This is a genomic window from Paraburkholderia sp. UCT70 (assembly GCF_050434085.1).
In the GTDB taxonomy this organism is placed as follows: domain Bacteria; phylum Pseudomonadota; class Gammaproteobacteria; order Burkholderiales; family Burkholderiaceae; genus Paraburkholderia; species Paraburkholderia tuberum.
Genome location: NZ_JBNPVZ010000002.1, coordinates 2,105,657 through 2,118,243, shown reverse-complemented (window position 1 = coordinate 2,118,243; position 12,587 = coordinate 2,105,657). Strand labels below are relative to the sequence as shown.

The following is a 12,587-nucleotide window of genomic DNA, read 5'->3' as shown; positions in this document are numbered from 1 at the left end:
CTGAACGACGCGCCGTCGCACGGCTTCGCGAGCTGGGCCACTGGCGCGCGGCTCACGGCCTTCGCGTTGCTGGGCGGCGCGTTCGTGCAGTTGCAGCGGCGCCGCGCGCATCCGATGGTCGATCTCGCGCTGTTCCGCCAGCCGCGCTTCGTCGCGGCGGTGCTCGCGATGTTCGGTTATGCCGCGTGCGCGCAAGTCATGATGACGTTCCTGCCGCTGTATCTGCAGAACACGTTCGGGCTGTCGGCGGTGGCCGCGGGCATCGGCATGCTGCCGTTTGCGCTCGCGATGGTCGTGGGGCCGTATGTCGGCGCGGCGCTCGGCAGATGGATTTCGCCGATGCTGCTGCTGATCGCGCTCGGCAATCTGCTGACCGCGCTCGCGGCCGGCGGCGCGCGCTACGCTTGGGTCGCGGGCGGCATGATCGTGACCGGGCTCGGCGCGGGCGTACTGAACGGCGACACCCAGAAGGCGATCATGGCGTGTGTGCCGCCGGAGCGGACCGGGATGGCCTCGGGTATCAGCACGACCACGCGTTCTACGGCGATCGTCACGTCGGTCGGCGTGCTCGGCGCGGTGCTGGCCGCGCACGCGCGCGCGGCGTTCGACGCGGCCACGCCGTTGACGCCGGCCGTGCGCGCCGCGCTCGACGCTGGTTTTATGTCGTGCGTGATGGTGGGCGACGCCGCGCAGGCCACCGCGTCGCTGGCGCCTGCGCTACGGGCGGCGCTCACGACGGCCGCGCTGGCAAGCTTCGTCGCGGGTTTTGCGGCGGCGTTGGGGGTAGCGGCGCTCGTCGCGGCGTCGGTGGCGGCGGTGGTGTGGAAGCTCGCCGGGCGGGCGGAGGTGGTGCGCTTCAAGGGAGCGGTATCGGAAGGGTAAAAGCCGTCGTCGGCTCGCGCCGGCCCCCCTTTCACGCCGTTTTCCGATATCGTGTGCGCCATCCCCGCCGCCTACCGCGCGCGGGCTGTTTTTCCGGAGCGCGGCGCGACGCTGCGCGTGCATGACGCGCTCCCGCAATACACCATACGACATCAATGAGCCATCCCAACATCGAGCTGATCGAACGTTTCTACACCGCCTTCCAGCAACGCGACGCCGAGACCATGGTCGCCGGTTATGCCGACGACGTCGTCTTCAGCGACCCCGCTTTCGGCGAGCTGGTCGGCGACGAAGCGCGCGACATGTGGCGCATGCTCGTCAAGCATGCGCAAGACTTCACGCTGACCTTCAGCGACATCGAGGCGGACGACCATACCGGCAGCGCGCAGTGGGTGGCGCGCTACCGTTTCGTCCAGACGGGGCGCGACGTCGTGAACCGGATCGAGGCGCGTTTCGTGTTCCGCGATGGGCTCATCGTCGAGCATCGCGATCGCTTCGATCTGTGGCTGTGGATGCGCCAGGCGATGGGCGTGCGCGGCACGCTGTTCGGCTGGTCGCCGTTCGTGCAGCGGATGCTCCGGGAGCAGGCGCGCCGAGGGCTGCTGCACTATCGCGGGCAGTTGAAGCGCGACTAGGCGCGTGCGGGCGGCGCGCGCATCGCGTCTGCGATGATCGAAGCACCAGCGTGCCCGCACTCCTGCTGGGCGGCCGCACAGGAAGCGCTATGCGAGTCGTCGATGCAGTCTGGCAAGAATGGCTGAGCAGCAATGTCGCGCGCGGCTGCACGCCGGTTTTGCCGGCGGCGACGCCCGCGTCGCGGTCCACCATGCGGTCGATCGGCGCGCGACCGACCCCGCGGCGCAAGCCATAGTCGCCGATCCAGCCACCCAGCCTTATCGATACGACGCCGCGCCTGTCGCCCGTGGCAACCTGATCCGTGCCACGACCGCGATGTACGCGTGCTGCTGCGCTGTGAGCGTCCGCTGCTGGTCGTGTTCGCCGACGTGCTGTCGGTCGCGGAATGCGCCGAGCTGATCGGACGCTCGCGGCATCGGTTGAAACGCTCGACGACGGTCAATCCGCTCACCGGCCACGAAGACGTGATCCGCGACCGCACCAGCGAAGGCGTCTGGTATCGGCGCGGTGAGGATGCGTTGATCGCGCGGATCGAACGGCGCATCGAGAGTCTGACGAACTGGCCGCTCGAAAATGGCGAAGGCCTGCAGGTGCTCCATTACGACAGGAGCGGCAAATACAGCCCTCACCGCGACTTCTTCACACCCGATCAGCCGGGAAGCGCGGTGCACACCGCGCAGAGCGGCCAACGCGTCGCGACGCTGATCATGTATCTGAACGACGTTGCCGACGGCGGCGAGACGGTGTTTCCGTCAGCGAGCCTGTCGGTCGCGGCGCGCGCCCGCGGCGCGGTGTATTTCCGCTACATGAACGGCCAGCGCCAGCTCGATCCGTCGACCCTGCACGGCGGCGCGCCGGTGCTTGCCGGCGATAAGTGGATCATGACGAAGTGGATGCGCGAGCGCGCGTACGGCTGAGGCTGGGTCTGGCAAATTTGATTCCGCTCCACTTCAACCCGGTCCGCAAAGCCAACGAGGTTGATGTTCACCCCAGGCAAGATAGGCGGTAAATGGACCTTCTGCATGGCGCTTCTCGTAAGGGGCAAGCGCCGCAACGCGGGCCTTGGGCGTGGATTCAGGAGGGAATAGATCATGAATCGTCCGCGCGTTCAGCGGCACATCGGGAAGGACAATCGTTCTAACGATAACGAGATCGTGCTGTGCCATACGCGTATCCGCGTGCAGACGAGGGCACGCCCACAGTAGAAGGGGTTTAAGGAGGGAAAGCGGACCGGTCGCAAGAATCAGGATGCACGGCACTTCAGACGGGTTCCTTCGGAAATGCAGGATTCCCCTTGCAGAACGGAGCTGTCGTCGAGAACGCACGGTGAGACCATCCCGAGTCATGCTGCAAGGGCAGGGTTGGCATCGCCAGCGCCACGCGTCAGTCTCGACGATCTCGATGCACCTGCACGGAAACGACACGCGACGAGCCCGGCAGTCCCCGGAGACTGTCGGCCAAGGAAAAACTTCGCGGCGCACCGCCTGAGCGCCAAGATCCACGGGGTTGCCATTTTGGCTTGGCGTACTTTGACGCCCCTTTCGTAGCGTGCCCCCTAGATCGAGGGCGTCGTCTGAATGCGATTGATCCCAATCGAAGATCTTTGCCATTCCCGCCATAGGGCGATTGAACGAAGCATTAAAGATTGTTATTTAAAGATTGACCGGAAGGCATTTAAACAAAGTGGTGCACGCGATTACTCTGGATTTTGCCCCGGAGATGGAGACGCGCCGCTGTGTTGCCAGCGGCATTCTCGCGCGCTTGCAACATGAGTCCGATCTGTGGCCGGGGCTGCGCTCGATCGTAATGATGGTCGAATCGACTCGCGACATCCGCGACACGGTCACAACGGCGCCGCGCTATTACGTCAGCAGCTTGCCGCCCGATCCATACCCGTATTGTCCGCGGTGTTCGTTCCCACCTGGGTATAGAGAATGACATGCACTGGCGTCTCGATATGGCGTTCGGTGAAATTCAATGCCGGGTCCGTGTGGATAGGGCCGCTCAGAACCTCGCCATCCTAAGGCGCATCGCCCTGAACCGGTGAGTGCATCTACCAACGACGTCTATCGCTCTCAGATTCTCGGCTGGCACAGTTCATAACGATTTAACAATTTGTGCGATTGCCCTCCGCTTTTCCTTCGAATTGTCCCGATGTCCAAGCCTACCAACGAAATTTTCGGACACGTCCTAGAGTGAAATTAAGTTGAAAGAATCAGAATTCGTTTGCTGCTTGAGATGCAGCGACATTTATCAACTTTCCAAAACGAGTTATACCTTGAAAAAACATCTTCTTGCCCTCGCCATTGCGGCTGTTCCTGCCTTCGCGTTTGCTGCCAGCGGCAACACCATTAACTTCCAGGGCGAAGTGACGGATCAGACGTGCGCAGTTTCGATCAACGGCAATGCTGCTAGCCCGACCGTGCTGCTGCCTACTGTCGCATCGTCAGAGTTGGCTGGCGCGGGCTCCACCGCCAAGCAGACCAGCTTCACGATTGGCGTGACGGGATGTATGGCTCCGACGACGGTTGCTCAGGCGATCGATACGGTGTTCATGGGCAACCAGGTCACCACGAGCGGCAATCTGGGCAACACCGGCAGCGCGACTAACGTTGCCCTGCAACTGCTCGATCCGGCAGCACCCGCTGCGCCGTTCAACCTGAGCGGCGTCAACGGTTATGCAGCACCGGGTCTGAATCTGGAAGTTGGCGCATCGGCCGCGTCGCACGACTTCGCTGTTCAGTACATCTCCGAACAAGGCGGCGCAACGCCGGGTTCGGTGCTGGGCAGCGTGCAGTACGCAGTTAGCTACCAGTAATCACCCCCTTGCCTTCGGGCTTGCATATCTGAGCAAGCCCGAAGGATTTTCAGTACATCTAATCAACAGCTTGCGGAAACGGAGAAATCATGGGCTGGGTTCGTGAAAATGTTTACAAGGTAATGCTGGTCGCCACGTGTGCTGCCCAGATTGGCAGCGCCTGCGCCAGTGTCATCATGCCCAGTACCCGTGTCATCTTCGATGGAAACGCCAGAGAGCAGAGTCTGCAGTTTTCCAATCAGGACGATGGACCAAGCGTCATGCAGGTGTGGGTTGACTCGGGGAATGCCCAGTCTACCCCCGACACAGCCGACGCGCCGTTTCTGGTTACCCCACCCATATTCCGCATCGAGCCCAAGGCGGGGCAGACAGTACGCCTGGTGTTTACCGGCAAGGATCTGCCGCAAGACCGCGAGTCGGTCTTTTACTTCAATACCCTGCAGATCCCATCGAAAAACGCGGCCTATGCCGACCAGAACCAGATGCTGGTGATGTTGCGCAACCGGCTCAAGCTTTTCTATCGTCCGGCCGGGATTGAAGGCAGCGCGCAAAAAGCGCAGCAGCAACTCACATTCCGTATTGGCAAACAAGGCAAGAGTGAGCGCGTCACCGCTAACAACCCGTCCGGCTACTACATTTCGCTTCTTGACGGCAGTGTGACCTGCGGCACGCATACCGCAACCTTCGCGGCTGACATGCTCGCGCCTCATTCCGAGGCGGGATGGAGCATTAAGGGTGAATGTCCGCTTGAAGGGGCAACTCCCAGTCTGAAAATCAAATACGTCGACGACTACGGTGCGGTTCACGAATCGGAACATCCGGTAGTCGTAGAACAAGGGATCAAGTGAGATGGTGCGTCAGCCTCGAAAAACAGTGCAGTCCGTCAACAGTCGGGTTGCTTCCACCGGCGTAAGGTCAAACAGACCTTCCCAGATTTCGATAATCGTAGCGACCCTAGGTTTTGCGATTCCCGCATGCCAGGCTCTGGCCGCGCCCATTCCGACAGCCGTCGAGGCTTCCGCTAGTGCAGCACCCGCCTATACGTTCGACAGCGAGCTGCTGATGGGTTCATCACTCGGTGTCGCGGATATCGAACGCTTTAATAAAGTCAGCAGCGTAGACCCCGGAAATTATCGGGTCGACATCTACGTGAATGACGTCTTTATTTCCCGTCAGCCGGTTGAGTTCCGCAGCACAGATGGCGGCGAGGTTTATCCGTGTCTGAGCGACGATTTTCTGACCTCGACCGGGATGCTGGTAGAGAGCGCCACCTCCAGCGAAGTGTCCGGTGCGTCTTCCGCGTCAACGGACAGTGTCCCGGATGAGGCTATGCCAGCGGTGCACACGCCACCCGCAGAAGCCTTGCCTGCGCTGTGCGGTCCGCTTGCGCAGCGCGTGCCGGGCGCATCCACGGCCTTCGACCTGTCACGCCTGCGTCTTAACATCAGCGTTCCGCACGCGCAGATGAAGCATGTGCCGCGCGGTTTAGTCGACCTGGCCAGCCTCGAGGCAGGCCAGACCATGGCCTCTCTCAACTACGACACGAACTACTACACGTCGTCGGCCTTTGGCTACAAGACAAACTCGCTCTATGCGGGTATCAACGCCGGTTTGAACATCGGGCTATGGCGTTTTCACCAGCAGTCCGCCTACACGTTTAACAACAGCCCTGCGGGTAGCGCCGGACAGTGGAACAATATTCGCACATACGCCGAGCGACCGTTGCCGGCCTGGAACAGCCACCTCACCGTCGGGCAAAACTTCACGGGTGGCAACCTGCTCAGTTCTGTGGGTTACACCGGGTTTCATATCGAGACCGATGACCGCATGCTGCCGGACTCGATGCGCGGTTACGCGCCGGTCGTGAACGGTGTCGCCAACACCAACGCACGGGTCGAGGTAAGTCAGAACGGCAACGTCATTTACCAGACCACAGTCGCGCCGGGTCCGTTTTCGATCAACGACCTGAACCCTACGAGCTATCAGGGTGACCTGACCGTGCGGGTGTTCGAAGCGAACGGGCAGGTCTCCACGTTCACGGTGCCGTTTTCCGCAGTGCCGAACTCGCTGCGACCTGGCGCGTCACACTACAGCTTCACGCTGGGTCAGGTGCGCCAGGTGGAAGGCTCGAACGCAAAGTTCGCCGACATTACGTATGAGCGCGGTCTGACCAATATGATCACCGCCAACGGTGGCGCACGTCTTTCCACGGATTACCAGTCCGTGCTGGCTGGTGTGGTATTTGGAACGTCATTTGGTGCGTTCGGCCTGAACGCTGCGTGGTCCAATGCACTCGATGCGCAGGGTAACCGCGTGAACGGGTGGCGGAGTTCCATCAACTACAGCCATACCCTCCAGCAGACCATGACTACGTTCTCGCTGGCCGGCTACCGCTATTCGACCAAAGGTTATCGGGACTTTCTGGACGCGCTGAGCGCACGGGTGGCCTATCAGAATGGCGAGACCTGGTCTTCAGGCACGTATCAGCAGCGCGATCAGTTTACGGTTAACGTCAACCAGAGCCTCAACCAGTACGGCTCCCTTTCTCTGTCAGCTGCGATAAGTAGCTACTATGGCTCGAGGCCGCGCGATACGCAGCTCCAGCTCAGCTATAACAATCACTACAGGTCGATCAACTATAACCTGTCGTTCATTCGCCAGCAGACCGGCATGCTCTACGGTACTGGCTTGCCGAACCTGGTGTCCGGCAGTGCCCAGTCGGGATCGAGCGGCCAGTCGTCCAATACGTTCATGGCGACGGTTTCGATCCCGCTCGGCTCCGGCCCGCGCTCCGCAAGTCTCTCCGGCAGCGTTGCAACCGGCACCGGCCAGGGCACCTCGTTCCAGACGTCCGTTAGCGGTATCGCCGATGCGGCGCAGACACTCAGCTATGGCCTGACGGCATCGGCCGAGACGCAAAACGGCTCGAAGAGCGTCAGCGGCAACGTGCAGAAGAACCTGTCGATGGTCACGATGGGCGCGAACTATTCGCAGGGTAATGGCTTCTGGCAGGCCGGCGCCACCGCACGCGGCGCAGCAGTCGCGCATGGTGGTGGAGTCACACTCGGCCCGTACCTGAGCGATACGTTCGGCCTTGTTGAAGCCAAGGGTGCAGAGGGTGCCACTGTGCGCAACGGGTCGGGTGCGCGCGTGGACAGTTTCGGGTACGCGATCGTTCCGTCGCTGACACCGTACCGCTACAACGATGTGGCGCTTGACACCAAGGGGATTAACCAGAACGCTGAATTGACAGGTAACCAGATTCGGGTTGCACCGTATGCCGGATCTGCCGTGCTGCTCAAATTCTCCACACTGACCGGTCACGCATTGTTGATCGGAGCGACCCGGCCGGAAGGCGAGCCGCTGCCTCTGGGCGCGGATGTGCTGGACAGCACCGGCGCTGCCATCGGTATGGTGGGTCAGGGTGGACAGGTCTACGCTCGGGTGCCGGAGGATCGCGGCACGCTGACCGTGAAGTGGGGAGAGCGTCGCGAAGATCAATGCGCTATTGCGTACGACACCACCGGGCAGGATTCCGCACCCATCATTCGGATGAGCGCAAGATGCACCCCCCTTGAATCGGCTGAAATTCAGGCCGCAGCCAGGTAATGTTGTGCGCCGGCAAGGCTGGCGCACCCGTCGATTCGGGCCCACGGCGGAATCGACGACTATCAGGAGTTCTTATTCATGAATCGTTTTTTAAACTTCGCCTGGCGTTCGCCCCGGGTGAGTCGAAACGGCCTGCTGGCGACGCTGGTCGTCGTGTCCAGCATCGCCGTGCCCACCCACGCCTGGGCCCAGTCAACCGCGAAGGGGTGCTTCAAGATTACGGGTCTTAATGCCACCACAAATAATCAGCGCTACACGGACCCGGGTACCGTTGCCAGTAGCTGGACGGGGTCAACCGATGGGGGGGGGAAAGGCGCCTATCCAATGACCATTCAGATCAACACCCCTCCCTTTGTGCCAGACGGCACGCTGCTCGCAAGCGGCGTGGCGCCCATGGTCAACCTCGGTGATAAAGGCGTTGGGGGCTACAGTCCGGAGCAGGTTCTGTTCCGCTGCTCCCCTGATTCGGCCGGCACCATGTTTGAATACTATGCGACGAACGGCGATAACACATATGCTGGCTATACCAATGTCAGTGCCCAGTCAGGTATCCCGGAAACGTATGAAACCTATTACACGGGGGTCGTGTCCCGAGTAACGAACATGACAACAGGTGAATACGTGTCGCGGTACTGGAAGGCTACGCCCCTTACTAACCTCGATGTCGACAGTCAGGGCTGGTTTCTCGTCAAGGCAAAGAACTTCAGTCAGTACAAAATGGAGTTTTTCCAGTGCAGCACCTGCCCGGTTTATGACAATACTCGCACTGGGGCTTGGGCGTGGTCCCAGCCCGTCGCCTATTCTGCATTTGTTGGCGGCGCCAGTGGCACTATCATCAAGGGTAACCTGTCGGTTGGCGCCGACTCCCTCAATCACTACGACGGCTGGTATGGCAATTGGCCCGGTTCGATCAACCCCTATGGCAATGTAACGGTCAGACGATCCGCCACCTGTGCAGTGACCAATGCAACACCGGTGGTGAATTTCCCGTCGATTGCGATTGGCGAACTGAATCAGGGTGGTTCTAGGCAGTTGCCCATCACAATCCAGATGCAGTGCCAGACCACGAAACCTGCGAACCTGGCGGCTTTCGCGAGCGGAACGGCGGCCAACCAGACCGCGCTGGGCATTCTTGCTCCACCGGCCAATGCACAGAGCGCTACCAGCATGGGCCTGACGACCACGGGAAGTGGCGTGAGCTATCTGCTCTCCGATGGCTACGGAACCGATCCCGGTGCTGCAACCGGCGTGGGTGTGGCATTGTCGAGGCCGGGAGGTGCTGCCTTGAATTTCCTCACCAACGAGTACGTCACCGCCGGCGGTACCAAAGATGGCTGGGATCCTGTTTTGAATGATGCATCTGCAAATGGCCCGGCATCTGGCGGCATGACCTCCTATACGCGCACGATCAATGCGACCTTCAAGGCCTTTGCGCCACGAGCGACGCCCGTGACGACAGGGAAGTTTAACGCGACGGCTCAGGTTATCGTGCGGGTGCAGTAATCGGTTCTACCGTCACAAATGGTCATTATTAGGGCGCCGGTAGCAGCGCTCTAATGAAGTTTGCGGCCGCAGCCGAATAGTAAAGTCGTTAGATCAGCATCAATCTTTGTGAGCCCCTATGAAGATCCACGTGTCAGCGTCCCGCGCGCAGGATGCCGAAAGACCGTCGATTCGCACAACGTTTGCGGACCGGCGCGGTGCCCCGACTGCGCGTGGACAGGTACGCATTCCTCGTGCAGGCTGGACACGTCTGGCCGTGCGCGGGTCCCGCCGGTTGGTGCGCTTCGCGCTTGCGTGGGGCGCACTGCCCCTGGCTATATGGAGCGCTCAGGCTGCTGCGGGTGTGACACCCGAAGTGTCGCGGGTGGTGTTCGCGGCGGGTGCCACCGAACAGTCCCTTCAGGTGTTCAATGTCAACAAGTACCCGGTACTCGTTCAGGCATGGGTGGATGACGGCGACATCAATTCGGTGCCGCAGGAGTCGAAGGCCCCGATCATCATGCTGCCGCCTGTTTTTCGCATGGGTCCAGGCGATCAAACGAGTCTGCGCCTCATCAATTCGGGGGCACCGCTGCCCGCAGATCGCGAGTCCCTGTTCTGGCTCAATCTGTACGAGATTCCGGCAACACCCAAAGACCGGCTACCCGACGCTCAGACGGTGACTGTTACGATGCGCACCCAGGTCAAGGTGTTCGTGCGACCAGAAAAGCTCCCATATTCCGTGAGCGAGCTCCCCCGACATCTTGTGTTCTCGCTTGTCCAGGCATCGGACAAACTTGCGCTGAAGGTTGACAACCCGACACCCTATTACGCAACGATGGGTGCCGTCGAGGTCAAGCTGGCGAATTCGTCGCAACAAGCCCAAGCCGATATGATCGCCCCGTTTTCCAGCGCCTCTTTCGATCTCGGCACGCTACGTGCCAACCCGGGTGAAAATGCAAAAGTGCTATTTTCCCTGATCGACGATGATGGCAATCCAGCAACCGATGAACGAAATGTGGCGGTTGGGCCATGACAATTGCATGGATTGCCGGCAGAGAAGAAGGCTAAGGGCGGCGGCCGTGCAAGCCAATCGTGGCACACCCGCGATAGTGGCATTTGGATGTGTGTTCATGCGTCCGTCTTGTAAACACCCGGTCGATGCAGCTCCATATACCGCTCGGGGTTCTCGAGCGACGTGAACCCATGCGGCGCATAGACGTGATGCGCGTCGGTCGTGACCAGCACGACTCTACGCAGACTGACGAGCGAAGGGCTCGCAAAGATATGTTTCATCAACGCCGACGCATAGCCCTGGCCGCGATACGCGGGCAGCACGAACACGTCGCATAGGTAGGCGAAGGTCGCCTCGTCGGTGACGAGGCGCGCGAACGCCATCTGCTTGCCGTCGACAAACCCGCCGAAGCACAGCGACCCGGCGACGGCGCGCTCGAAGGTCGCGCGTGGCATGCCTCGCGCCCACGGCGTTTTCTGCGACAGGAATGTGTAGACGAGGTCGAGGTCGAGATCGTCGATGCGGCTGGAAATCGTCAGTTCGCCTGCTTGCACGGCACGTCTCCTTTTGATCGCGCAGCGCTTGCGCGTCCCCTAGCTCTTCGTCGGAGTTTCGCCGCCGCGCGAACCCCCACCGATACTCTGCCCAGCATTGCGGGCGAGCCCCATATATCCAAGCACGGACAGCAGCGTCAGCACGCCCGCGAACAGGAACGCGAGGCGGAAATCGTCGAGCGTGAACACGTGGCCGGTCGTCTCGCCGTTGAACAGCGCCGCGACGCGCAGCGACACCGCGCCGAATGCGATGCCGAGACCGATCGTCATCTGCGCGGCCGCGCTCCACAGCGTACTCGCCGCGCTCATCTGCAGCTGCGGGATGTCGGCATAGGCGAGCGTCGCGAGCGTCGAGAACTGCATCGAGCGCGCGACGCCGTACACGAACACGACGATCAGCACGAACAAGAGCGGCACGTCTGGCGTCAGCAGTCCGCACGCGATGATGAAAATGCCGGCCACCGCCACATCGACGATCGACACCATCCGGAAGCCATAGCGCTGCAGGATGCGCGTGGTCAGCGCCTTCATGCCGAGATTGCCGAGCGCGCTCGCGAGCAGCAGCAGCCCCGAGCGGAACGCCGACAGCCCGAAACCGACCTGGAACAGCAGCGGCATCAGATAGGGCACCGCGCCGATGCCAATGCGCGTGAACGAGCCGGTGATGACCGTCACGGAAAACGTCGGCACCTTCAGCGTCGACACGTCGACGAGCGGATACGGATGACGCTTCGCATGCTGGAACGCGAGCGCGCCGACCAGCAGACCGCCCGCCACGATCGAGACCGCGAGCCACGGATTGGTGGCCGGCTGGCTCGCGAGTTCCGCGCCGTACAGAATCGCGGTCAGCGCGACGCCGCTCAGCAGCAGGCCGACGACGTCGAGCGGCTTGCGTTCAGTGCCGCGCAGGTTCGGCACGATGGCGAGCGCGACCGCAATCGCCGCGAGGGCGAACGGCACGTTCAGCAGGAAGATCCAGCGCCACGACGCGTAGGTCGTGATGAAGCCGCCGATCGGCGGGCCGACCACCGGCGCCGCGATGGCCGGCCATGTGATCGTCGAGATCGCCTGCATCATGCGAGCTTTCTCGGTGCTGCGGACCACGATGAGACGGCCGACCGGCACCATCATCGCGCCGCCGATGCCTTGCAGCAGCCGCGCGGCCGTGAACTCGGGCACGTTCTGCGACAATCCGCACAGCACCGACGCGACCGTGAACACGCCGATCGCGCTGACGAACACGGTGCGCGCGCCGCAGCGGTCGGCGACCCAGCCGCTCGCCGGGATGAAGATCGCGAGCGCTAGCATGTAGGCGGTCATGCCGAGACTCAGGCTGTTCGGGCCGACGCCGAACGAACGCGCCATCTGCGGCAGCGCGGTGGCGATCACCGTGGTGTCGAGGTACTCCATGAAAAAGGTAGCCGCGACGATGTACGGCAGCCAGCCGACGTGCGCGGTGCGGGTGCCGCTGCAGCTCATCGGGCGAGCTCCCGTGCTGCGCGCGTGCGCGCTGAAAGACAATTGACGAGCCCGCGCGGGGCGCGTGAAGAGTTTGACTTCATGGTGCTTGCGACTACCTTTCGTTTGCGCT

General features: G+C 61.7%; 9 protein-coding genes and 2 pseudogenes. 8 read left to right on the top strand and 3 right to left on the bottom strand.

The window, feature by feature from the left end:
• The 3 genes and pseudogenes from OKW41_RS12060 to OKW41_RS12050 form a co-directional block, all read left to right on the top strand.
• Positions 1-882 (top strand): annotated as a pseudogene (locus tag OKW41_RS12060) (MFS transporter); the annotation flags it as partial.
• Positions 883-1,037: 155 nt separating this feature from the next.
• Positions 1,038-1,517 (top strand): nuclear transport factor 2 family protein, encoded by a 480-nt coding sequence (locus OKW41_RS12055; RefSeq protein ID WP_429572618.1) that lies wholly within the window; start codon positions 1,038-1,040, stop codon positions 1,515-1,517.
• A gap of 89 nt (positions 1,518-1,606) precedes the next feature.
• A pseudogene (locus OKW41_RS12050) lies at positions 1,607-2,435 on the top strand (2OG-Fe(II) oxygenase).
• Positions 2,436-2,468: 33 nt separating this feature from the next.
• Here the strand turns inward: OKW41_RS12050 and OKW41_RS12045 are convergent.
• The gene (locus OKW41_RS12045; RefSeq protein ID WP_429572617.1) at positions 2,469-2,684 is read right to left on the bottom strand and encodes a hypothetical protein; all 216 of its coding nucleotides are present in this window, start codon (positions 2,682-2,684) and stop codon (positions 2,469-2,471) included.
• A 1,112-nt stretch (positions 2,685-3,796) separates the two neighbouring features.
• Here OKW41_RS12045 and OKW41_RS12040 point away from each other — a divergent pair.
• From OKW41_RS12040 to OKW41_RS12020, 5 genes are all read left to right on the top strand, one after another.
• Positions 3,797-4,336, top strand: coding sequence for a fimbrial protein (locus tag OKW41_RS12040; RefSeq protein WP_429446824.1), 540 nt, complete (start codon positions 3,797-3,799; stop codon positions 4,334-4,336).
• An 89-nt stretch (positions 4,337-4,425) separates the two neighbouring features.
• Positions 4,426-5,184 carry a fimbrial biogenesis chaperone gene (locus OKW41_RS12035; RefSeq protein ID WP_429572616.1) on the top strand — a complete coding sequence of 253 codons (759 nt, stop codon included), beginning with the start codon at positions 4,426-4,428 and terminating at the stop codon, positions 5,182-5,184.
• 214 nt (positions 5,185-5,398) lie between these two features.
• Positions 5,399-7,945, top strand: a complete 2,547-nt coding sequence (locus OKW41_RS12030) for a fimbria/pilus outer membrane usher protein (protein ID WP_429572615.1) — start codon at positions 5,399-5,401, stop codon at positions 7,943-7,945.
• Between the two features lie 78 nt (positions 7,946-8,023).
• On the top strand, positions 8,024-9,448 hold the full coding sequence (locus OKW41_RS12025) for a fimbrial protein (RefSeq protein ID WP_429443671.1): 1,425 nt from the start codon (positions 8,024-8,026) through the stop codon (positions 9,446-9,448).
• Between the two features lie 118 nt (positions 9,449-9,566).
• Positions 9,567-10,463, top strand: coding sequence for a fimbrial biogenesis chaperone (locus tag OKW41_RS12020; RefSeq protein ID WP_429572614.1), 897 nt, complete (start codon positions 9,567-9,569; stop codon positions 10,461-10,463).
• Between the two features lie 95 nt (positions 10,464-10,558).
• Here OKW41_RS12020 and OKW41_RS12015 read toward each other — a convergent pair whose 3' ends face one another.
• Both OKW41_RS12015 and OKW41_RS12010 read right to left on the bottom strand, forming a co-directional pair.
• Positions 10,559-10,996: a GNAT family N-acetyltransferase gene (locus OKW41_RS12015; RefSeq protein ID WP_429572613.1), complete on the bottom strand. Its 438-nt coding sequence runs from the start codon at positions 10,994-10,996 to the stop codon at positions 10,559-10,561.
• 39 nt (positions 10,997-11,035) lie between these two features.
• Entirely contained in the window at positions 11,036-12,475 is a 1,440-nt protein-coding gene (locus OKW41_RS12010; RefSeq protein ID WP_429572612.1) for an MFS transporter, read from the bottom strand.
• Between the last annotated feature and the right edge of the window lie 112 nt (positions 12,476-12,587).